General features: G+C 58.6%; 21 protein-coding genes, 1 tRNA gene and 1 riboswitch. Of the genes, 17 read left to right on the top strand and 5 right to left on the bottom strand.

Annotation, left to right across the window (positions count from 1 at the left end):
* Positions 1-116 precede the first annotated feature (116 nt).
* Positions 117-1574 (bottom strand): M81 family metallopeptidase, encoded by a 1458-nt coding sequence (locus RBB16_RS10330; protein ID WP_306046087.1) that lies wholly within the window; start codon positions 1572-1574, stop codon positions 117-119.
* Positions 1571-3118, bottom strand: a complete 1548-nt coding sequence (locus RBB16_RS10325; RefSeq protein ID WP_306046086.1) for a M81 family metallopeptidase — start codon at positions 3116-3118, stop codon at positions 1571-1573. The genes RBB16_RS10330 and RBB16_RS10325 overlap by 4 nt, the downstream gene beginning before the upstream one ends.
* 468 nt (positions 3119-3586) lie before the next feature.
* Here RBB16_RS10325 and RBB16_RS10320 point away from each other — a divergent pair, with 468 nt between their 5' ends.
* From RBB16_RS10320 to RBB16_RS10285, 9 genes are all read left to right on the top strand, one after another.
* Positions 3587-4783 (top strand): site-specific integrase, encoded by a 1197-nt coding sequence (locus RBB16_RS10320; RefSeq protein ID WP_306046085.1) that lies wholly within the window; start codon positions 3587-3589, stop codon positions 4781-4783.
* Positions 4780-5487 (top strand): hypothetical protein, encoded by a 708-nt coding sequence (locus tag RBB16_RS10315; protein ID WP_306046084.1) that lies wholly within the window; start codon positions 4780-4782, stop codon positions 5485-5487. The genes RBB16_RS10320 and RBB16_RS10315 overlap by 4 nt, the downstream gene beginning before the upstream one ends.
* 39 nt (positions 5488-5526) lie before the next feature.
* The gene (locus RBB16_RS20670) at positions 5527-5739 is read left to right on the top strand and encodes a helix-turn-helix transcriptional regulator (protein WP_371931236.1); all 213 of its coding nucleotides are present in this window, start codon (positions 5527-5529) and stop codon (positions 5737-5739) included.
* Between the two features lie 157 nt (positions 5740-5896).
* Positions 5897-7051 carry a hypothetical protein gene (locus RBB16_RS10310; protein ID WP_306046083.1) on the top strand — a complete coding sequence of 385 codons (1155 nt, stop codon included), beginning with the start codon at positions 5897-5899 and terminating at the stop codon, positions 7049-7051.
* A 255-nt stretch (positions 7052-7306) separates the two neighbouring features.
* Positions 7307-8725, top strand: a complete 1419-nt coding sequence (locus RBB16_RS10305) for an N-6 DNA methylase (RefSeq protein ID WP_306046082.1) — start codon at positions 7307-7309, stop codon at positions 8723-8725.
* A 20-nt stretch (positions 8726-8745) separates the two neighbouring features.
* Positions 8746-10356 carry a restriction endonuclease subunit S gene (locus tag RBB16_RS10300; RefSeq protein ID WP_306046081.1) on the top strand — a complete coding sequence of 537 codons (1611 nt, stop codon included), beginning with the start codon at positions 8746-8748 and terminating at the stop codon, positions 10354-10356.
* 5 nt (positions 10357-10361) lie between these two features.
* On the top strand, positions 10362-10868 hold the full coding sequence (locus RBB16_RS10295; protein ID WP_306046080.1) for an AAA family ATPase: 507 nt from the start codon (positions 10362-10364) through the stop codon (positions 10866-10868).
* Between the two features lie 41 nt (positions 10869-10909).
* Entirely contained in the window at positions 10910-12082 is a 1173-nt protein-coding gene (locus tag RBB16_RS10290) for an AAA family ATPase (RefSeq protein ID WP_306046079.1), read from the top strand.
* Entirely contained in the window at positions 12079-12894 is an 816-nt protein-coding gene (locus RBB16_RS10285) for a hypothetical protein (protein WP_306046078.1), read from the top strand. The genes RBB16_RS10290 and RBB16_RS10285 overlap by 4 nt, the downstream gene beginning before the upstream one ends.
* Before the next feature lie 370 nt (positions 12895-13264).
* On the opposite strand, the gene RBB16_RS10280 is transcribed toward RBB16_RS10285, so the two are convergent.
* Positions 13265-13340, bottom strand: a tRNA-Lys gene (locus tag RBB16_RS10280).
* A 129-nt stretch (positions 13341-13469) separates the two neighbouring features.
* Here RBB16_RS10280 and dapF point away from each other — a divergent pair.
* The 3 genes from dapF (at position 13470) to RBB16_RS10265 (ending at position 16665) form a co-directional block, all read left to right on the top strand.
* Positions 13470-14306 carry a diaminopimelate epimerase gene (gene dapF / locus RBB16_RS10275; RefSeq protein WP_306046077.1) on the top strand — a complete coding sequence of 279 codons (837 nt, stop codon included), beginning with the start codon at positions 13470-13472 and terminating at the stop codon, positions 14304-14306.
* Between the two features lie 5 nt (positions 14307-14311).
* Positions 14312-15568: a tRNA (N(6)-L-threonylcarbamoyladenosine(37)-C(2))-methylthiotransferase MtaB gene (gene mtaB / locus RBB16_RS10270; RefSeq protein WP_306046102.1), complete on the top strand. Its 1257-nt coding sequence runs from the start codon at positions 14312-14314 to the stop codon at positions 15566-15568.
* 158 nt (positions 15569-15726) lie between these two features.
* Positions 15727-16665 carry a dimethylarginine dimethylaminohydrolase family protein gene (locus tag RBB16_RS10265; RefSeq protein ID WP_306046076.1) on the top strand — a complete coding sequence of 313 codons (939 nt, stop codon included), beginning with the start codon at positions 15727-15729 and terminating at the stop codon, positions 16663-16665.
* 4 nt (positions 16666-16669) lie between these two features.
* Here RBB16_RS10265 and RBB16_RS10260 read toward each other — a convergent pair whose 3' ends face one another.
* Entirely contained in the window at positions 16670-17575 is a 906-nt protein-coding gene (locus RBB16_RS10260) for a DMT family transporter (RefSeq protein WP_306046075.1), read from the bottom strand.
* Positions 17576-17666: 91 nt separating this feature from the next.
* Positions 17667-18113 carry a 6,7-dimethyl-8-ribityllumazine synthase gene (locus RBB16_RS10255; RefSeq protein ID WP_306046074.1) on the bottom strand — a complete coding sequence of 149 codons (447 nt, stop codon included), beginning with the start codon at positions 18111-18113 and terminating at the stop codon, positions 17667-17669.
* Positions 18114-18191: 78 nt separating this feature from the next.
* Positions 18192-18341, bottom strand: a riboswitch (FMN riboswitch).
* Positions 18342-18408: 67 nt separating this feature from the next.
* Here RBB16_RS10255 and RBB16_RS10250 point away from each other — a divergent pair.
* The 5 genes from RBB16_RS10250 to petA all read left to right on the top strand — a co-directional run bounded on the left by RBB16_RS10250 (position 18409) and on the right by petA (position 21183).
* On the top strand, positions 18409-19035 hold the full coding sequence (locus tag RBB16_RS10250; RefSeq protein ID WP_306046073.1) for an FMN-binding negative transcriptional regulator: 627 nt from the start codon (positions 18409-18411) through the stop codon (positions 19033-19035).
* Positions 19036-19081: 46 nt separating this feature from the next.
* On the top strand, positions 19082-19363 hold the full coding sequence (locus tag RBB16_RS10245) for a hypothetical protein (RefSeq protein ID WP_071689628.1): 282 nt from the start codon (positions 19082-19084) through the stop codon (positions 19361-19363).
* Positions 19363-19965, top strand: a complete 603-nt coding sequence (locus RBB16_RS10240) for a glutathione S-transferase family protein (protein WP_306046101.1) — start codon at positions 19363-19365, stop codon at positions 19963-19965. Before RBB16_RS10245 ends, RBB16_RS10240 begins: the two co-directional genes overlap by 1 nt.
* Positions 19962-20387, top strand: coding sequence for a GNAT family N-acetyltransferase (locus RBB16_RS10235; RefSeq protein WP_306046072.1), 426 nt, complete (start codon positions 19962-19964; stop codon positions 20385-20387). The genes RBB16_RS10240 and RBB16_RS10235 overlap by 4 nt, the downstream gene beginning before the upstream one ends.
* Positions 20388-20601: 214 nt before the next feature.
* Positions 20602-21183 carry a ubiquinol-cytochrome c reductase iron-sulfur subunit gene (gene petA, locus RBB16_RS10230; RefSeq protein WP_071689645.1) on the top strand — a complete coding sequence of 194 codons (582 nt, stop codon included), beginning with the start codon at positions 20602-20604 and terminating at the stop codon, positions 21181-21183.
* The last annotated feature ends 8 nt before the right edge of the window (positions 21184-21191 follow it).

Here is a 21191-nt window from a genome sequence, read left to right as displayed (position 1 = left end):
AGGCATGGCTCACGTTAGACGCAATTTTCCGGATACGGGTAGCATTTTTTTCCCTTCGGCTGATGCAGGGCACCAGGAAACCGGATCAATAGAAGGGCTTGGCGTCGCCTGACGGGTTATGGGCGCGCGTGTTCATAAGGAAGTTTGGAGATATCCGCCGGCCCGTAATCCGCTGTGTCGATGATGACGATTGCGGCGGCGAAGCCGTCCCAGGCGGCCCGAAAATGCGTTTTCGACCTTAGCAGGACAATGTCGAACGCCTTGGGATCGAGATCGAACTGCAAGAACGGGTCAAAGTCGATCGCACTTTGTGACAGGCTCGTGACACTGATCTTCATACCGCCCACATCCAGCAGAACGCTGTCCCCCAGGCGAACCTCGCTGCCCGCCCGCATCTCTCCGGTGCCGCGATATCTGAAATCCCGCTTCACGGCATCGACCCGTGCCGTCACGCGGATCGGACCGCCAGCTTTCGGGGCGGAATGCCCCCCGAGGCACAGCGCAACCTCCGCGCCCTGACCGGCCGCGATGGCCTCTGCCACCGACCCCGGATCCCAGAGGAAGGGCACCGCAATCCGCATCTGGTCGGAAAGGGCCAGCAAGTGGCGCAACCCATGGGTGCTGTCATTTGCGCGGTCTGCATGTTCCAGGATGACAACCGGACGATCCGACGCACCCGCGATGGCGCACGCTTTTTCAATGCACTCTTCCAGCCCATAGACAGGAACGGGAGCGGCAAGGGCCTGCCTGTGGTGATCGACCTGATCCGAAAGGTCGTCTGCCAAGGCCTGCGCCTCCTCCCCTGTTCCATCGACGACCGCCACGACCGATGCCCCGCAATTGGGAACATCCGCATAGGCAAACCCGGCAAAGAGCGACACGTCCCGATATCCGGCGGCGTCGTCAGAGGCACGTTTTGCCCTCTCGACAAGGCCCTTGAGGGGGACGAGATCCGTTGCGGAAAAGATGGACGGCAGGATCAACCCCGGCCTGGCCAAAGCCATGGCGGGGCGAATTTCGCCCCTCAGGGTCTTCAACAGGCATCGCGCCGCGCGTTCGCCCGTTGCCCCCATGTCAATGTGAGGAGAGTACCGATAGCCGAATACCGCCGTCGCCCCCGCGATAGACTGCGCGTCCAGATTGGCATGGTAATCCAGTGCAACCATGATCGGCATATGCGGTCCGGCAGTCAGTCGGATCGCGTCGAGCGTGCGCGCGTCCGGGTCCAATTCGTCCTGGGTGACCATCGCCCCGTGCAGATGCAACAAAACCCCATCAACACTGCCCCGAACGGCACCAATGCCGTCCACGATTTCCTGACGATAGGCCGCGACCGCCGCCTGATCGGCCAACCCTGCGGCCCCGCCATCGGCATGAAGGATCGGGACGGGCTCCGCCCCGGCCTCATCAAGGACCCTCAGGAAGCCTCCCATGACGGTGTTGGAGTTGTGAAAGGTCTCGACAAGATCCGGGCCGCGCTTGGTTCCCGCCTCGAACACGTCATGACCGGTGACATGAGGCAGGAAGGTCGCGCATTCCATATGCAGCCCGGCTAGGGCGATACGATAGCTCATGGTAACAGCTCCTGGGCTTCGAGATACGGGATGGCCCAGTCAGGCGGTGACCAGACGGCATCCGCATCAAGCGGATAGACAGGGCGCGGCAAACCGCTGAAAACGAAATTGCCCAGAACCGGGCTGGTCAGACCCGTCGTGTCCACTTCAAGCACCTGTTCCGGCGTGAAGAACTCGTCGAACCCCGCGCGGAAATGGCCGCGGCTTTTGACGACCAGGGCCCGAAAATCCCTTGGATCGAGCCCGAGATGCTCGAAATAGATCGGGTCGGCGCATTGCTTGCGGCTGCTGGCGACAACCACGGTCACGCCCTCGATTCTCAAGGCAGCTGTCGGCCCCAGATCCACGCGTCGGCCAGCGACGAGCCCGCGTCGCCCTACGACGCATCCGTCACTCAGGGCAACAACCTCCGCTTCGACGGCAAACGGCACGCCGAATCCGTCGGACCCGCCGCGCAGGAACCGCGCGGTGAACCTCGCGCCTAACCCGGCAGAGGCGGCTTCGGCCGCGAGGTCCGCGTCGATGAAAAGCCCATAGAGTACATCATCGGCCTTGGCTGCGATCAGGGCCTGCAAGAGATCGCTGGATGTCCCGAGGCCGCCACCGCCGGGATTGTCACCAGCATCCGACAGGATCCATCGCGCGCCGTCCGCAGCGGTGACCGCTTGAATGGCATCCGCGATTGATGTCAGGCTCCGCGTGAACCGGTGTCTTTCGGCCCAAAGCTGCCCGGCCAGACGTGCGGTCTCGCGCTCAGCAACGGTTCGGTCCGTCGCCGTGACAAGCACAGCCACACCGTTGTCGGGCGTATCGCTATAGACAAACCCGCCAAGCACGGTGGCATTCGCGACAATCCCATGAGCATCCGTAAGGCGGGCCGCTTCCCGGACCTGTTCGGCATAGGGCCCCGAACCATCTGTCAGCAAGGTCACGCTGGCCGGTGTCATTGGCAGGCGCAGATGGCGCATGTGGAACCTGGTTCCCTTGATCATGCGGGAAAGGATGATCGCGGCCTCTCTTGCAACCTGTGCCTGATCGACATGGGGATTGGTGCGGTAGCCAATCAGGCAATTGGCGGCACGGACCATCCTGTCGGAAAGGTTTGCATGAAGATCAAGCGTCGCGACGACAGGCACATGCGGCCCGACGGCCTCTCGAATGACCTCTAGAAAAGCGCCATCGGGGTCGAGAGTCTCTACGCCGACCATCGCGCCATGGCTGGCAACATAAACCCCGTCAATCGGCCCAAGGTCAGCCAATCGACCACGCACCATGCCCAGAACAGTACGCAGCACGTCTTCGCCCAACGGGCCACCTGGCTCTGCACCAGCCACAAGAACGGGCAGCACCTCCGCATGCAGGTGGCTGCAAACCTCCTCCAGAAACGCCGGGATCTCAGCCCCCTGCCGCGGCGCATCGCTGGCGGCATCGGTCAGGATCTCCTGCCCTTCAAGCCATGTTCGACGGTCAAAATCGGCGCGATGCGTCCTCGGCGCGAACCGGTTGCTTTCGAGGAGAAAGCCCAAAACGGCGATCCTGGCCATGGCGGCTACCGGCACTTGCGAGACTGAAACCATAGTCTATGCGCATAAAGCGCTTCAGTCGAGCCATTCGGTTCTGTCGCGCTGTGCATGTGCCGACGATCCCAAGCGCATGACCTACGCGTGTCGAATGCACGACTCGGTAGGTTGCAATTCAGTCACATCTATGGAGCGGGCGCTTGCTTTCACTGGCGTCCGGGCACGACCGCGCAAACGAAAAACATGGTCTACACGGCATTGACCTAAAGGAATGTCAGTGGTGAGCCGTGCAGGATTCGAACCTGCGACCCACTGATTAAAAGCTACACCAAAGCCCTTTCGCCTTCTTACGCCTCAGTGCCCTAACTTACTGTATTTAATATGGTATTCTTGACCGCTTCGACCCATTGATACTACCGCTTACCTCACGTTTTCCGGCCCCGCTCTTCCATAGTGCTTCCACCAGTTGGGCCGTTTTTAGGAGGTAAGAACATGCCCAAACTCACACAGCGCAGCGTCACGGCTTTATCAGCAAAGGAGAGCGATTATTTCGTCTGGGACACGCTTCTTCCGGGTTTCGGTGTCCGTGTAATGCCAAGTGGTTCGAAGACGTATCAGGTACAGTACCGCAAAGGTGCTCGGACACGGCGTGCGTCTCTTGGACGTCACGGAACGGTCAGCACCGAACAAGCCCGCAACAAGGCACGCGAGATGTTGGGCCAGGTCGCGGGTGGTTCTGATCCAATCGAGGAAATCGCCCTCGAACGCATGGCACAGACGATGGGCGACCTCTGTGACCGGTTCTTGGAAATCCACGTCAATGTGCATTTGAAGCCAGCAAGTGCGCGCGACTACCGTGCGCATATACGCAACCGGATCAAACCAGCGCTCGGTCGATTCAAAATCGCCGACCTTCATCGTAAGGACATTGCGAACCTGCATTGCCGGTTCAAGGAAACACCGATCCAAGCAAACCGGATGCTGTCGGTCCTGTCGAAGATGTTCAACATGGCGGAGATGTGGGGTCTTCGTCCGGATGGCACCAACCCGTGCCGTCATATCCCGAAGTATAAAGAGAACCGCCGCGAGCGGTTTCTGACCCAAGCCGAGATCCAGCGCCTTGGTGATGTTCTACTGCAAACTGAACAGGATGGATCGGAAACACCCCATGTAACTGCGGCTTTCCGACTGCTTCTGCTCACCGGGTGTCGTCTTATGGAGATCCAGACCGCAAGGTGGGACTACGTCACCGAACGCGGGTTAGAGTTGCCGGATAGCAAGGTTGGTCGGCGCTGCATTCCACTGCCGAATGCAGCCCGCGCCGTTCTCTCTACACTGCCGCGCACCGCTGGCCATCCGTTTATCATCGAAGGCAAGCTTCCCAACGCCCACATAACAGACCTTCAACACCCATGGCGGCGCATCCGCGAAAAGGCTGGCCTCGATGACGTGCGCATTCACGATTTGCGTCATACCTATGCCTCGATTGCAGTGTCTGGAGGGATGCCAATTCAGATGGTTGGGCGCTTGCTTGGCCATACGCAACTGCAGACGACACTCCGCTATGCCCACCTTGCCGACGACCCAATCCGCGCCGCCGCCGAACAGAATAGTGCAGCCATTTTTGCGTCACTTGGTACACCACCAACGCGACCAGGTGGGTCGGGAAAATTGAGGTTGGTGAAGTGAAGATTCGGCTCGAACAGGAAGTCAAAGAACGGATTTCAGAGCTTGCACGCCAGCTCTATCCACATGGACGGCATTGGCCGATACGTATCGTTGTTCAGCTTTCGCTCCAGCAAGCAGCACTAAACTACAACGAAGAGATTCAACGCGCCCAACGGGACAAGAAAGCGGCCAAGGGCGAACTTGAACGAGCGCTAAAGTTAACGAACAGGTTATCCGCTCAACTAAATGATCTGTCAGAAGACACCCGATTCTTCATCAACCGGCGAACCTTCCAGCAGGCGCTTGAGAGAACGGGAGTCCCGCTCGGAAAACCTGACCGGAAAGTTCGCCTCGACAAGATCAAACGCGATTTGTCCAAAACTAAGGATACGATTGAACTGAGCCTAAACAGTCTACGCAAGACCGGACGCACCAGTGATGACGCCCTAGACGGCCTCCTGCTTCAAGCCTTCTTGGTCTGGGTAAGGCTGTTGCGCCGTCCGTTTAAGCTGGACTGGACGCAACAGGGTGAACCTTTGACCGAGGCTGCGGATTGGTGTGAACGTGTTTGTAAAGCAGCGGATCCAGAAATAGCGCGAACGCGGATCCGCACGGCTGCCCTGAAAGTTCGAAAAAGACTCCCTGAAAACAGCAACTTATACAATCCCATCGGAATTCTTAGGACTTATTTCAAGCGTTCTGGCTGGCTTGATAAGCGAAGCTGAACGTAGCTGATCGCCATCGACACAACCGATGGAGATCACATGCACGCTACTGCAACCAAGAACCAAACGCCGCTTTTCCTGACAGAACAGCAAGTGGCAGACTTTCTCTGCCAATCTGTGCGCACTATCCAGAAATGGCGTTTCATAGGCTCTGGCCCCTGCTTCTACAAGTTTGGGCAGTCCGTTCGCTATCGCAGCGATGAAGTCATCGCGTGGGCGCATGCCCGACGCAATGCGCACACCTCTCAATGACCCTGAAACCGAAACCCAACGCGAGGCCAGCCGTCCACGCGCGCGCTGCGCTGCCTTCAGGTAGCGAGCGCGGCGCGCGGGTGGGCGGGTGGCCGACCGCCACGCGGCAAAGGGGGGTCTTTGTAGCACCCCCCTCTAGAAATACATGGAGAAGAAAATGACGATTATTCACACTGGCTTTGATGGCATCGACCTGGCGCTCAAGACCACGGTTCCGATTGAGTTGGTGGAATTCCTGGAGGAAGGGAAGGCCACGGCCCAGGAGTTGATGACGGATGTCTGGGGCTCTTTTGCAGGGCTGGACATCCAGTCGGGCCAAAGCGGCAAGCGGGGCGGCAATGCGTTCACGTTTCGGGTTTACGAGTTTGGGGCCACCTGGTTCGCCAAGAAGCCCAGGGCGTCGGACCCTTGGGGTCTCTACGTCTCCATCGGGTCACGAGAGCTGGCGCTGAATGGTCTGGACCGGACGCGGCAGAAGCTCAATGCCCTGTTGGTCCAGCTCGGGTTTCAGCTTCCGCATGATGGCGTCAGCATCAACCGTGTCGATTTCGCGGTAGATATCTTGTCGCCCGGCTTCGTCCTCGATCCCGATGCCTTCGTGTTTCATTCTCGCGCCAACCGAAAAGCGATTGCCGAGTTTGAAACGGTAGAGATGAACGGACATTCCGGGCGCACAACTTCCGTCACCATCGGCAAAATGCCCGGTCGGCAAGTCATCGTCTACGACAAGCGGGAAGAGGTCATGAAGCGCCGGAAGCATGAATGGCCTTTGATCTGGAACGCCAACCTTCAGGCGGCAGGCCTCGGCCCTTTGGATTTGTCAGATCGTGCCACAAGCCAAGTTTGGCGCATTGAGCTGCGTCTCGGGAAAGATGCCCTGCGAAACCGCAAAGACATTCGGGGGTGGGGATCGCTGCATGAGCACCTACAAGCCGAGATGGATCAGCTTGCCCAGGATGTGACGCTGACTGTGCCTTCATCAGACAGCAACCGCTCTCGCTGGCTGCTCCACCCGCTTTGGCCGACCACACAGGAGGCCGTCGCAAACCGTCTGTTTGAGCATGTAGGCACGGTGCCACCGGAAGCGGTGCGAGAGATTGATCTCCGCGAAAAGCAGCTCGACCTTCTCAAGCTCATCGTGGCGAACTCCGTGACGCTGGCCTATCTGGAAGGCCTGGAGCCAGACGGCTTTGAAGACTTTACCGAATCTTTGCCCAACATGATCCTTGGTTACATCGACCAGCACCCGCGCGGGATCGATGAGCGGTTCCAGGGGGCGGCGGCGAAGTATTGTGGGACTGTGGCCAGGTAGGAGTGGACAACGCAAGCTCGCTGCGGAGGTTGCGGTCTTCGCTACTTTGGCTCCTCAGGGCTGGTAGGATGGCGTCTCCCGGCCCGTAGCTGCCGTTGCCTCCCTTTGGAGCCAACGTCCGCTTAGCGCCTTTCAAGTTCAATCTGTTTGGGCGTAGGCCCGTACACAATCACAGGCCACGAACTATTCGATTGACCGAACATCGGAGTGTCAAAACCATTGCGACGTTCGTCAGTGCATCGTAACCATGCGTTCATGTCTATCGCAGCAGTATCGAAACGGATCTGGTCCCTTTGTCACGTTCTTCGTGACGATGGGATTGTCTACCATAAGTATCTGTCAGAACTCACCTATTTACTCTTCTTGAAGGTAGCCTTTGAAACTGGCAGGGAAGACCTTCTGCCTGAAGGATGTCGCTGGAAGGACTTAACCTTACAGCCAGCCTCCAACGTGCTCAGCTACTACCGCAAAATGCTGACCAGCCTTGGCGAAGATGCAAATGAAGAGATGGTCCGTGAAATATTTCGTTTCCCGACAACGGTATTCAATCATGAAGAGAATTTGCGCAAAGTTGTAGAGGGTATCGACGCAATCGATTGGCACGAGGCTCTCTCGGATGGCCTCGGTGCCGTCTACGAAAGCCTTCTTCAACGTAATGCAGCTGAAGCCCGCTCCGGCGCTGGACAATATTTCACTCCGCGACCGTTAGTAGATGCGATGGTTCAGGTGCTTCAACCGGATCTGGGCGAGACAATTCAAGACCCCGCTGCCGGTACGGCCGGATTTCTCATTTCAGCGCAATCATACATCATCGAAAAACACGATGACGCCGTCTATGCTCGCAATCCACCCCACTTCCAAGCGGTCGAAATCGAAGGGGACACGTACCGCTTGTGCCTCATGAACATGTTCTTGCATGGAATGGACGGAAAAGTCATACATGGCGATGCATTGACACACGATGCTGAAGAGTTCGCTTCACCAGACGTGATTATCGCCAATCCGCCCTTCGGTACCAGCGTTGGGGGTGCAAGGGCGCGTCGAGATGACTTGCCTTTCAGAACATCAAATAAGCAGCTACTTTTTCTTCAGCGCATTGTTCAGTCGTTGCCGGTCAACGGTCGAGCTGCTGTTGTGTTGCCGGACAATGTTCTGTTTGAAGAGAACGTCGGACGCGAGATCCGCAGTTGGCTTATGGACCAGTGCAACCTGCACACCATTTTGCGGCTACCGGTCGGAATCTTCTACGCGCAAGGCGTCAAAACAAACGTGATTTTCTTCACGAAAATCGGCGACGAAGCAACCAACTCGACAAAAGAGGTCTGGTTCTATGACATGCGCGCGAAGATGCCGAGCTTCGGCAAAACACGTCCCCTCACCGGTAAGGACTTTGATTCCTTCATCAAGGCGTTTGGCGATGATGCATTTGGGAACTCACGGCGCAAGGATGAAGGAGCGGAAGGTCGCTTCCGCAAATTCACGCGCCAAGAGATTGCCAAGGGAAACGACAATCTAGACATCAGTTGGTTGCGTCAGGACAACGAAAAGGCCAATGAAGGCCCAACCGATCTCGACGACATTGCAGCGGCGATTTTGGGCCACCTCAGATCTGCACTCGATGAGATTGAATCCGTGACAGAAGAGTTAGCTGAAACGGAGGCTTCAAAAGTATGAGTCCCCTTCCGAAGACTTGGGTGCATGTTCCCATCGAGGAAATTGCCGAGGTCAACCCTCGAAAAAACGTAGAACTGAGCGGCGATGACCTTGTGTCGTTCGTCCCGATGGCCGCGGTCGATGAAGTTTCGGGTACAATAGCTGCGCCTATTGATAGGCCATATCATGAGGTCTCAAGGGGTTTCACGCATTTCCGAGACGAAGACGTTATTCTCGCAAAGATTACGCCTTCAATGGAGAACGGAAAATCGGCTGTCGCTGGTAACCTGACTAATGGTACTGGTTTAGGTTCAACAGAGTTCCATGTTTTGCGCACCAATGGGACAATAAAGCCTCGCTACTTATGGTATTATATTCGGCAAAAGACGTTCCGGGTTAGCGCGCAAACCGTCATGTCTGGTGCAGTTGGTCAGCAGCGTGTTCCTGCTGATTGGCTAAAGAACCATCGAATTCCAATCCCCCCACTTGCAGAGCAGCAAAGGATTGTGGGGAAGGTAGATAGGTTGACCGAACGCACTGCCCGCGCCTGCGAAGACCTAGATCGCATCCCCAGTCTCATCGCTCGATACAAGAGCGCCATTCTCTCAATGGCTTTCAACGGCGATTTGACCAAAGACTATCGGAAGAAAAACGACACTCTTAAAGGAAATGGAATCGATTCTCCGCCAGATTGGGTTATCAAGCCACTGGGAGAGATAAGTGATATCCAGGGTGGCATTCAGGTCGGGAAGAAACGTCCTTCAGACGCAGTGCTAGTCGAAGTGCCCTATTTAAGAGTAGCAAACGTTCAGCGCGGATGGCTTGATCTCGATGAAATCAAGACAATTCGTGTAACGCCCCAGGAGCGAGATCGGCTATTGCTCCAAGAGGGAGACATCCTCATGAATGAGGGCGGGGATCGTGACAAATTAGGTAGAGGCTGGGTCTGGCATGAAGAGGTCCGTAACTGCATCCACCAAAATCATGTATTCCGCATTCGCTTGAATGACGAAGCCTTCCCTCCAGAGTTTATCTCACACTACGCTAATGAAAACGGTCAACAGTATTTTATAGATCAGGGCAAACAGACAACCAACCTCGCGTCGATCAGCAAAAGGAAGGTATCTGCGCTACCTATTCCGGTCCCTCCAATTGACGAGGCAGTCGAAATAGTTCGGCGGATAGAGGTCACATTTGCGTGGCTGGACCGCGTTGCCACTGAGCACGCTGCCGCTAAGAGGTTGGTTCCGAAACTCAATGCCGCAATCCTTGAAAAAGCGTTCCGTGGCGAACTCGTCCCTCAAGATCCGAATGATGAACCTGCAAGCGATTTGCTTGAGCGAACGAAGGCAGAGCTTGCCGCCGCACGAAAAGAGAAGCAGGCTCGCAAAACGAGACTATCGACGACCGCTGGGGAGATAAAGATGAATGCAAAAAACCTTCAAGAGGCTCTGTCCGAAGCCGGAGATTGGATCTCTGCGCAGGACGCATTTCAGCGTTGTGGGATAGGGCCTAGCGCTTCAACAGAGGAAGTTGAAGCGCTCTATGCCGAACTTCGACGCTTGGACAAAGACGGCAAACTGGAGACAGAGGCGGTAAATGATGAGCAAGGGCGCAAGCTTCATGATCGCCTTCGCCTGAAGGCGGCCTAACGCTCATGCGCTTGGATAAGATCACTATCGGGAGTCCCAAGGATAGCCCAACCCACAGGTTCAAGAACCTGAAAGATGTCACAATCGATTTTGATCAGAACCACTGGATCACCGTTGTGATCGGTTGGAATGGTACTGGGAAATCCAATGTCCTTGAAGCACTGACCATAATATTTCGCGATCTAATCCAAGGTAATCGCAAGCCAGATTTCGCGTATAACCTGACATACCGGATGGGCAGCAGCGAAGACACTTTATATATCAATGTCGACGCGGATCCTGATCGTGCCCGGGAACCGCTCATGATCCATGTTGCTACCGAAAGCGAAGCAAGGGGCGACGGGACACTTATTCCTTTCATAGAAGATGAGCTAGAAACGTCGCCGATGAGAGGAAAAAAAAAACGCTCAAGGCATTCTTTGACGAGCCAACCAAACATCTGCCCCACTATGTCTTCGGCTATTATTCGGGCGAGAGTGAGCGGCTCCACGAGGTATTCAAGCCATACCTAGAAGGCTTCGATAAGCAGCTCCGGCAAGGCAAGGATCCTGGATTGAAGCGCCTGTTCTATGCTTTACCCGTGCATAGCCAGTTTGTCCTTTTGGCGTTCTTGATCCAGCAATCTGACGACGTGCGCGACTTTCTGACCGAACACCTGGGTATCGATCCGGAGGAGGGAATTGAGTCGGTACTTTTCGTTCTGCGGCAGCCTCCTTGGAAGTCCAAAGAAGGAGACCCACGATTTTGGTATGCGAAGGGCGTCGTCGCTGATTTCTTGGATCGCCTCCAAGATATTGCTCTTGCTCCTATTGAGACTAGCAGAAGCGTTCCGGTTTCTCTTTGGAACAACAAGACGCTCGAGTTCAAGTATCTGTTTATAAAGGATATCGCGTCGTTGAAGCGGCTGGTCGGGGAGCAAAGACCCGCTGAGTTCTTCCGAGACCTAGAAAGCACCCATGTTTCTCAACTGATTGAGGAAGTGCGCATCAGGGTGCGGCTTAAAGGAGATGACGGCACGGTCACCTTTCGCGAATTGAGCGAAGGTGAGCAGCAACTCTTCACGGTTCTTGGCCTGCTCAAATTTACTGCAGAAAGCGAAAGCTTGTTCCTCCTAGACGAACCAGACACACATCTCAATCCGCGTTGGGCTGTCGATTATTTGGGATATTTGCGGAGGTTCGCAGGTAAGGATGGCGGAAAGCGCGACGACAGCCATATTCTACTGACCACTCACAACCCCATGTCAATTGCCGAATTGGTCAAAGAGCAAGTCCAAATTCTTCGCTTGTCAAAGTTAGAAGACGGTCGGCAGATTGTCGCTATGCATCCCGAACAGGATCCCAGGGGACTTGGATATGCCGCAATTGTTACAAGCGACATGTTCGGTATCGCATCAACGCTCGACCAACCCACTCAAGAGTTGCTCGAACAGCAGCGAATATATGCAGGCTTTCAGCAGCTAACGAAGGATCAGCAGGCGGCACTCGATGACATCAATGAGAAACTTGACCGCCTTGGCTTTCGCTTCTTTCATCCCGATGCTGAATACTCGCGCTACCTTCAAGTTCGAGGAGCTCATCTCCGCAAGCGATTTGAGACCGATGACATTGATGCGCTAGTCGACAATACAGTGTCGCTGTCCCGCTCGGAACGGGAAGAGATTGCGGCAAGACTCATTTCCGAACTACTCGAAGAAGAAGCGTCCAACCCTGAGGCGAGCAATTGAGATACATTAATATCAATCGTCTTACGCTCCCCGATGGCTGGTACGCAAGAGCCGCTGCAGCTAAAGCAGCTGTAGAGGCTGGTGATAGTCTTGATGACCATGCAGACGTTTGGAGAGATCTCAAACACAATATGGCCGACTTATTCCCGAATGAGAAATGCTGGTATTGTGAAACAAAGTGTGTGCGGGACGATAATGCGGTCGATCACTATCGCCCGAAAGGCAGAGTCCGTGATGCAATAAATCCTCACTCTGGTTATAGATGGCTCGCATTTGATTTAAATAATTTTCGCTACTCCTGCAGGTACTGCAATGAGCGCCGAGTAAATGTGAAGGGCGACACCGAAGGGGGCAAGGCTGACCGCTTCCCCTTGCTCGATGAATCAAAGAGGGTTTACAACGAGGGGCCTTGTGACGAAGAATTTCCTGTTCTCCTTGACCCTTGTGATCCTACTGATTGGAAGCTGCTTGGGTGCCAGCTCGAAAATGGTAAACCGTGCTCAACTTCTCAGGATGAGACCGACAAACAACGAGTCGAGGAATCAATTAAGATTTTCCATTTGCATCACGAGCCAACTTGCAAAGCAAGGCATGCGGAAGCTGTTCATTTTGTCCAACTGGTTAAAGAAGCCAAACAACTGTATCTGCAACTAGAAACAGAGCTAGCAGGCCACCAGAGTTTCAAGCGAAAGGCTGCGGAGATCCTTACAGCTATGGATCGTTCAGCAGAGTACAGCGGTGAAAAGCACTTTCTGTTGCGTGCTGAGCGGGACAGCAGACATCCTTGGATTCAAGACTTACTTGAAGCATGAGTGGGCAGCTGCGCAGCCTATGCAAACGGTCACTTCTGTTTTCCTCGGAGCGCCCGAGAGCAGACCTTCGTGCCAAACGCAGCGAAAGCCTGGTTCCCGCCCGGAAGCTCTTGTGAAATGTCTGCTGTTGATGAAGTGCGTGTCTACACTCGCGTCCAAGTCATCGCAGGCCAACGGGCACGGAGACATCGTTGATCAGCGAACTCTGTTGGCTTGACTTTCCCGAGGCGAATGCTCGAGTCGGTGGCGTTGCAATTCTGCAACGGATATGGAGCAGGCGCTTGCTTCCACACTGCTTCCACGGGCTTCTAAGCACGACCATCCGAAGTAAAGCCGTGATGCACATCTCATTGATATTTAAGGATTTCAGTGGTGAGCCGTGCAGGATTCGAACCTGCGACCCACTGATTAAAAGTCAGTTGCTCTACCAACTGAGCTAACGGCCCACTCTGATGCAGCGCAGTCTTGCGACCCCCGCTACAGGCGGCTTCTCTATAAACCCGATCCGGGGGCGTCAAGCAGAAATCTTTCCTTTGGGATTTCAAATCGACCGGCGAAGGCGTATATGCCCGCGCATGGTGGAACACGGACCCATAACCGGCCTGCCCTTCATGAAAATGCATGGGCTTGGCAATGACTTCGTGGTGATCGACGCGCGGGAGACCGCCATGACGATGACCGCGCCCTTGGCGGCTGCGCTGGCGGATCGTCATCGGGGGGTGGGATTCGATCAGCTGGCGGTGATTCATTCCGATGACGGGGCGGACCTGTCCCTGATCTTCTACAACGCCGATGGCTCCACCGCCGGGGCCTGTGGCAATGCCACGCGTTGCGTGGCGCGCTACGAGATGGGGCGCACCGGGACGCGCGCCCTGACGATCCGCACCGAACGGGGGCTGCTGGAGGCGTTGGATGCGGGTAACGGGCTGACCTCGGTCAATATGGGCGCTCCACAGCTCGACTGGCGGGACATCCCCCTGGCCCATCAGATGGATACGCTGGCGCTGCCGATCGACGGCGCGCCAACCGCGACCGGCATGGGCAACCCGCATTGCACCTTCTTCGTCGAGGATGCCGAGGCGGTGGACCTTGCCGCGCGCGGGGCCGAGATCGAACATCACCCGCTTTACCCCAAGCGCACCAATGTGCAGTTCGCCCATGTGATCGGGCCGGATCATCTGCGCATGCGGGTCTGGGAACGGGGTGTGGGGGTGACGCTGGCCTCCGGCTCCTCCTCCTGCGCGACCGCCGTTGCTGCCGCCCGCCGGGGGCTGACGGGTCGCACCGTCACCATCGAGCTGGACGGCGGCACCATCCATATCGACTGGCGCGAGGATGGCGTCTGGATGACGGGGCCCACGGCCCATGTCTTCGACGCCGTGCTGACGCCGGATTTCCTGTCGGCGCTCTGATGTCCATGAGGCCCCCCGTTTTCCACACGCTCGGCTGTCGGCTCAATGCCTACGAAACCGAGGCGATGAAAGCGCTCAGCCAACAGGCCGGGGTGGAGAATGCCGTGGTGGTGAACACCTGCGCGGTTACGGCCGAGGCGGTGCGAAAAGCGCGGCAGGAGATTCGCAAGCTGCGCCGCGACAATCCGGGCGCGAAGATCATCGTCACCGGCTGCGCCGCGCAGACCGAACCCGACACGTTCAAAGCGATGGATGAGGTCGACCTGGTGATCGGCAACACCGAGAAGATGCAGCCTGAAACCTGGGCCGGTATCGCGGGGGATTTCATCGGCCAGACCGAGAAGGTCATGGTCGATGACATCATGTCGGTCACCGAAACGGCGGGCCACCTGATCGACGGATTCGGCACAAGGTCGCGCGCTTATGTGCAGGTTCAGAACGGGTGCGACCATCGCTGCACCTTCTGCATCATTCCCTATGGGCGCGGCAATTCCCGGTCCGTCCCTGCGGGCGTGGTGGTGGACCAGATCAAGCGGCTGGTGGATCGCGGCTATAACGAGGTCGTGCTGACAGGCGTCGATCTGACCTCTTGGGGGGCGGACCTGCCCTCGACCCCGCGTCTTGGCGATCTGGTCATGCGCATCCTGAAACTGGTGCCGGACCTGCCGCGCCTGCGCATCTCCTCCATCGATTCCATCGAGGCGGACGAGAACCTGATGCAGGCCATCGCGACGGAGCCGCGCCTGATGCCGCATCTGCACCTGTCGCTTCAGCATGGCGACGACCTGATCCTGAAACGCATGGCCCGGCGCCACCTGCGCGACGATGCCATCCGCTTCTGTGAAGAGGCGCGGCGCCTGCGCCCCGAGATGACCTTCGGCGCCGATATCATCGCGGGTTTCCCGACCGAGACCGAGGCGCATTTCGAAAACTCGCTGAAGCTGGTCACCGACTGCGACCTCACATGGCTGCATGTCTTCCCCTATTCCAAACGGAACGGCACCCCGGCGGCGCGCATTCCCAATCAGGTGAATGGCAACGTGATCAAGGACCGCGCGGCCCGGCTGCGAGAGGCGGGGGAGCGTCAGGTTGCAGCGCATCTGGCAGCTCAGGTGGGGCGTAGGCACTCGGTCCTTCTGGAAAACCCCCATATGGGCCGGAGCGAGCAGTTTACCGAGGTCAGCTTCCGCGATCCGCAACCCGAGGGGCAGATCGTCAGCGCGGTGATCACGGGTATCGAAGGCAACCAGCTTTGCGCCTGAGGGCGCGGGTCTGAGGCATGCCAACTGCCTTCTTACTCAGTCGAGCCTGACCTGGCTGTCCGCGAACACAGCGTCGAAAGCGGTGCCGAAACGACCCTTTTTATTGCTTGACGGCCTTCCTCCGCTATCGTTCACGCAAACCGAAAGCGGAGAACCCCATGCCAGACGATCAACGCCCTGCCAATCCGCCGCTTCAGGCGCGTAACCCACTGGGGGGCACCGAGCCGCTTCCAAACTGGGGAATCGACTCCGAATATGGCGTGCTGCAAGACGTGCTGCTTGGCCCCGTGGAAACCTTCGGGCATATGGACAACGCGGCCTTCAGCTCGATCTACCGTGAAACCGCGCGTACCGGGCGCAAATGGGATCACCAAATCGCGGTCAAGCAATACCGCGAGATGTGCGACGCCTATGAAGGTGCGGGCGTGACCATCCACACCCTGCCCGCCGATGAACATCTGAAATACGGGGTCTATGCCCGCGATTCCAGCTTCATGACCCCGTGGGGTGCGGTCATCACCCAGATGGCCAACCCGCGCAGGCGAGGGGAATATTCGGCGGCGCTGCGCTTCTATCTCGGGGCCGGAATCCCGATCTACGACATGGTCAGCGCGGGCAATTTCGAGGGCGGCGATTTCCATATCATCGAACCCGGCGCGGTGCTGATCGGCTATACCGGCCTGCGCTGCGAAGAGGTTTCGGCCCGCCAGATCGGCGCCTGGGTCGAGAAAGAGGGGTGGGAGGTGCACTATGCCTATATCGACCCCTACTATGTGCACATCGACCTGATGGTCTGCATGATTGCCCCGAAATGCGCGGCGGTCTGCCTGGAGACGACCCCCGATCACGTCACCGACTGGCTCAAGTCCCGTGGGGTGGAGATCATCCCCGTGGGCTTTCGCGATACGATGGCGCTCGGCTGTAACGTGATGTCCCTTGGCGGGGATCGCGTTTTGGCACCGGCGGCCAGCAAAGACCTGATCGCCAAGCTGCGCGCCAACGGGTTCACAGTCTACGACCCGGAAATGGACTTGTTCACCATGATGGGCGGCGGCATCCATTGCATGGCACAATCGCTCAGGCGCGAACCGGGCTGAGGGCCTAGTGCCAGGGCTGCCTTGGTGCGGGCGGCGCGGCGGCGGGACGTTCGGATTTGGGCGTGACCACGGTGATGATCCCGGCCATCACAATGGCCCCCATGCCGATGAAGCTGATCCAGTCGGGGAACTGGCTGAACAGGATCACGTCGAAGCCAAGCGCCCAGATCATCCCCGTGTAGTCGAAGGGTGCCAGTTGAGAGACCGGCACGCGCGCGGCGGCCTCGGTGGCGAGGATCTGCGCCACGCCGCCAAGCAACCCGGCAAAGACGAGATACCACAAAACATCACCCACCATGGGCACCCAACCGAGCGGCAGGCTCAGAAGCCCGATGCCGGAACAGGTGACCGAGAACCAGAAGGCGATGGTCACGGCGCTTTCGGTCTTTGTCAGGTTGCGGATCTGCACGCGCACCAGCCCCATGGTGGCGGCAAAACCAAGGCCCGCGGCGATCCCGATCAACTGGCCCGGATCGGCATCGGGACGCACCAGACTGCTGGCCAGCATCAGCAGCACACCGCCAAAGCCGATGAAAGCCGCCCAGATGATGCGGCGGGTCAGCACCTCGCCCAACAGCATTGCCGCGAAGGGCAGCGAGACGAGCGGCCCGAGGAAGGCCAGCGCGGTGGCATTGGCGACCGGCAGATAGGCCAGAGAGATGAAGGACAGCACCATCGAGATGCCCCCGAACAGCCCGCGCATGAAGTGGCCGCCGGGGCGCTTGGTCAGGAACCCGTTTGGGAAGCGCCCGATCCAGGCCATGTAGATGACGATGGGAATGATCGCGACGAAGCTGCGCCAGAAGACAATCTGTCCGACCGGCACGCTATGGGACAGCCCGTGCACGGTGGCGGACATGGCGGCGAAAAAGCCGACCGATAGCAGGCGCAGGGCAATGCCGTTCAGCATGGGGGACTCGCGGGAAAGGTCGCGGTCACCATGGGCTGAATGGGGTGGGACCACAAGGGGGCGCGGCAGGATGGGCCACGCCCCCCATCGGTCAGGCGGCCTGGTCGGTGGCCAATGCGGCGCGCGTGCGCAGGATGCCAAGGGCGGCATGGGCGGCCTCACGCCCCTTTTGAACGAAATGGGCCTTGAAGATGCCGATGTGATGTTCGGTTTCCTGGAAGTGATGCGGGGTCAGCGACACGGACAGGACCGGAACGCCTGTATCCATCCCTGCGCGCATCAGCCCGTCCACCACGGCCTGCGCCACGAAATCATGCCGGTAGATGCCGCCATCGACGACCAGGGCCGCGCAGGCCACGGCCCCGTAGCGGCCCGAAGCGGCCAGGTCACGCGCCAAAAGCGGCATCTCGAACGCGCCGGGCACGTCGAAGACATCCACCTGCTCGGCGGGAATGACTTCGGTAAAGCCCACAAGGGCCTGATCCACGATCTCGGAATGCCAGTTGGCCTTCACGAACGCATATCGGGTGTGTGTCATCTATGATCTCCTTTCGATAACTGACACGTCACCCAAGGCGATCACGGGCAGGGACCGCACCCGAAAGGCGCGCCCCCTGCTCGTTCTCTTTCATCCGGACTATCACCGTCGGCCCCGGCCTCTCACCGGATCTGCTGGACCCCCCGCGTGAACGAGGGCGCTCGCGGGCTTACGGGGCATCGCCCGCATACCGCCGGTGGGGAATTTCACCCCGCCCTGAGAACGCGGCCACTGTTGCAAAGCCTGCCTAGTTAAGCAAGCTGCACAAACGACCAATCACGGCAGGAGAACGCCCATGCACCCGAACCCCGCCTATCGGCAGGAAAGCCGCGACCGGAACCTGGGCTTTGCCCGAGACCGGGGCTTTGGCGTGTTGTCAGTGAACGGTGATCCGGCGCCGATGATCTCTCACATCCCGTTTGTGCTGTCCGAGGATGGGGCCAGTGCCGACCTGCACCTAGTCCGGTCGAACCCCATCGCACGTGCTGTCACCGGTCCCATGCCCGCCGTCATCGCGGTAACCGGGCCTGATGGCTATATCTCGCCCGATTGGTACGGCGACCCGGCGCAGGTTCCGACCTGGAACTACGTCGCCGTCCACCTGCGCGGCACGCTGCATCCGTTGCCCGATGACGCGCTGCGGGCTTCGCTGGAAACGCTCACCGAGATGTTTGAAACGCGCCTACTGCCGAAGAATCCCTGGACACTCGACAAGACGTCAGAGGATGTTCAGGAAAGGCTAATGCGGATGATCCGGCCCTTTCGGTTCGAAGTGGCGGAGGTCGATGGCACCTGGAAACTGGCCCAGAACAAATCCTCCAAGGCCCTTCAATCAGCAGCCAGCCACCTGAACGGCGCGCATATCGGGCAGGAAACCGCCCTTTTGGCCGCGCTGATGATGGGGGTCGAGCACGGGGAATAGACAGGAGGCCCCCGCGCCCCTACCTATTGGAACAGGAGGATTTCTTATGCCCGTTGCCCTGCCCCCGCTTGCCGGGATCGCACTGAAATACGGAACTGTCGCCATCGCAGGCTATGTGCTGGCGCGCGCCACTTCTCACGGGCGTCTCGACCAGCCTCTGGAGGACATCATGGACGCCACGCCCGAAGGTGCCACGCTGCGCACCGCAGACGGGCAGACCAACGCCACCTTTCGCTGGCGGCGCATCTTCCGTCTGAATTCCACCGGTCGCGGGGTCGAGATCGACGCCACCGCCCTGACCCGATTGAAAGTGAAACGCCTGACATGATGACGCTTCTTTCCGCGCCTGCCTCGCCCTTCGTGCGTAAGGTGCGCGTTCTGCTTCTGGAAACCGGGCAGGACGATATCGCCCTGCAGGAGGTGGCAACCACCCCCGTTGCCACCGCCGCCGAGGTTGCCGCCGCGAACCCCGTAGGCAAGATCCCCGCCCTGATCCGCGACGATGGCCCGACGCTTTATGACAGCCGGGTGATCACCCGTTTTCTCGATGCGCGCGCCAAAGCCGGCCTCTACCCCGAGCACCAGCTTTGGGACACGCTGACGCTGGAAGCGACCGGGGACGGGATCATGGAGGCCGCCGTTCTGATGGTCTACGAAGCCCGCGTTCGGCCCGAGGACATGCGTTATCAACCCTGGCTCGATGCACAATGGGCAAAAATCACCCGCGCGCTCGATGCGCTCGATACCCGCTGGATGAGCCACCTGCACGGGCCGCTCGACATGGGCCAGATCGCCATCGGATGCGCGCTCGGCTATCTCGATTTCCGCCACCCGGACAAGGACTGGCGCAAGGGGCGCGATGTGCTGGCCGCGTGGGAAGCGCGCTTTGCCGAGCGAGAGTCGATGCGGGCGACTATGCCCCACGCATGAATGTCTTTATCGCAACAACGCCGGAAGACCGCGCCGCCTGCTTCGCCGTGCGCGAGGCGGTGTTCATGGGCGAACAGGGCGTCAGCGAGGCCGAAGAATGGGACGGGCTGGACGGAACCTGCACCCATTTCCTTGCGGGTGACGCAACAACACCCGCCGGATGTGCGCGGCTGCTGCCCAAGGGCGATGTGGCCAAGGTGCAGCGCGTGGCGGTCATGCCCTCCTATCGCGGCAGCGGGCTGGGGCGGCAGATCATGCTGGCCATTCTGGACCACGCGCGCGATGCCGGGTTCACGCAGGTCATCCTCGATTCCCAGACCCATGCGGTGCCCTTCTACGAGAGACTCGGCTTCACCGCCCATGGGCCAGAGTTCGACGATGCGGGAATCCCCCACCGGTCCATGCGACTCAGCCTGACCTGATCCACACACCAGACGGGTTTTTGGGCCTTGAACCCGCCCATCCCCTTGCTCTTGATGCAGATATGCGACAATTCGGGCGCTATGCGCGCGTTTGTCCGCTGGACGCCGCGCCCCTTGCGCTTGTAGAAGGCGCGACAATGGCTGCGCTACGCCCGTGGCCTCGCTAGGATTTTTGGCCCGGGGACATGGGCCGCTGATGAGGGAGACGCTTTCGGTGTCACACGCAGAAGATCATCCCAGCACCCGCCGCGACTTTCTGTACTACGCCACTGGTGGCGTGGGTGCAGTAGCGACCGGTGCTGCCGTCTGGCCGCTGATCAACCAGATGAACCCGTCCGCAGACGTTCAGGCCGCTTCGACCAAGCGCGTCGACGTGGCGGACCTTGCCCCCGGCACGCAGTTGACCGTGCTGTTCCTCGGCAAGCCGATCTTCATCCGTCGCCGCACGGAAGAGGAAATCGCGCAGGGCCGCGCGGACGACGGTGCCGCCAATATCGTTGACGGCAATGCCCGCAACCCGAATATCGGCGACAATGCCTCTGCTGCCGATGAAAACCGGACGCTCGCTGACTTCTCTGGCGAAAACACCGGTGAATGGCTGGTCATGTGGGGCGTCTGTACCCACCTTGGCTGTGTCCCGCTTGGCGACGGTGCCGGTGACTTTGGCGGCTGGTTCTGCCCCTGCCATGGCTCGCATTACGACACCGCCGGCCGTATCCGCCGCGGACCCGCGCCTGAGAACCTCTGGGTTCCCAATGCGGCGTTCGTCGACGAAACCACCATCCTTCTGGGTTAAGGGAGCGA

This window comes from Nioella sp. MMSF_3534 (assembly GCF_030732985.1).
Classification (GTDB): Bacteria; Pseudomonadota; Alphaproteobacteria; order Rhodobacterales; family Rhodobacteraceae; genus Nioella.
This window is presented reverse-complemented; position numbering and strand designations above follow the sequence as displayed.

Coding starts and splice junctions, on each gene's coding strand:
- RBB16_RS10330 (WP_306046087.1), bottom strand. CDS start 1,574: ATGAGCTATCGTATCGCCCTAGCCGGGCTGCATATGGAATGCGCGACC.
- RBB16_RS10325 (WP_306046086.1), bottom strand. CDS start 3,118: ATGGCCAGGATCGCCGTTTTGGGCTTTCTCCTCGAAAGCAACCGGTTC.
- RBB16_RS10320 (WP_306046085.1), top strand. CDS start 3,587: ATGCCCAAACTCACACAGCGCAGCGTCACGGCTTTATCAGCAAAGGAG.
- RBB16_RS20670 (WP_371931236.1), top strand. CDS start 5,527: ATGCACGCTACTGCAACCAAGAACCAAACGCCGCTTTTCCTGACAGAA.
- RBB16_RS10310 (WP_306046083.1), top strand. CDS start 5,897: ATGACGATTATTCACACTGGCTTTGATGGCATCGACCTGGCGCTCAAG.
- RBB16_RS10305 (WP_306046082.1), top strand. CDS start 7,307: ATGTCTATCGCAGCAGTATCGAAACGGATCTGGTCCCTTTGTCACGTT.
- RBB16_RS10295 (WP_306046080.1), top strand. CDS start 10,362: ATGCGCTTGGATAAGATCACTATCGGGAGTCCCAAGGATAGCCCAACC.
- dapF (WP_306046077.1), top strand. CDS start 13,470: ATGGTGGAACACGGACCCATAACCGGCCTGCCCTTCATGAAAATGCAT.
- mtaB (WP_306046102.1), top strand. CDS start 14,312: ATGAGGCCCCCCGTTTTCCACACGCTCGGCTGTCGGCTCAATGCCTAC.
- RBB16_RS10265 (WP_306046076.1), top strand. CDS start 15,727: ATGCCAGACGATCAACGCCCTGCCAATCCGCCGCTTCAGGCGCGTAAC.
- RBB16_RS10260 (WP_306046075.1), bottom strand. CDS start 17,575: ATGCTGAACGGCATTGCCCTGCGCCTGCTATCGGTCGGCTTTTTCGCC.
- RBB16_RS10255 (WP_306046074.1), bottom strand. CDS start 18,113: ATGACACACACCCGATATGCGTTCGTGAAGGCCAACTGGCATTCCGAG.
- RBB16_RS10250 (WP_306046073.1), top strand. CDS start 18,409: ATGCACCCGAACCCCGCCTATCGGCAGGAAAGCCGCGACCGGAACCTG.
- RBB16_RS10245 (WP_071689628.1), top strand. CDS start 19,082: ATGCCCGTTGCCCTGCCCCCGCTTGCCGGGATCGCACTGAAATACGGA.
- RBB16_RS10240 (WP_306046101.1), top strand. CDS start 19,363: ATGACGCTTCTTTCCGCGCCTGCCTCGCCCTTCGTGCGTAAGGTGCGC.
- RBB16_RS10235 (WP_306046072.1), top strand. CDS start 19,962: ATGAATGTCTTTATCGCAACAACGCCGGAAGACCGCGCCGCCTGCTTC.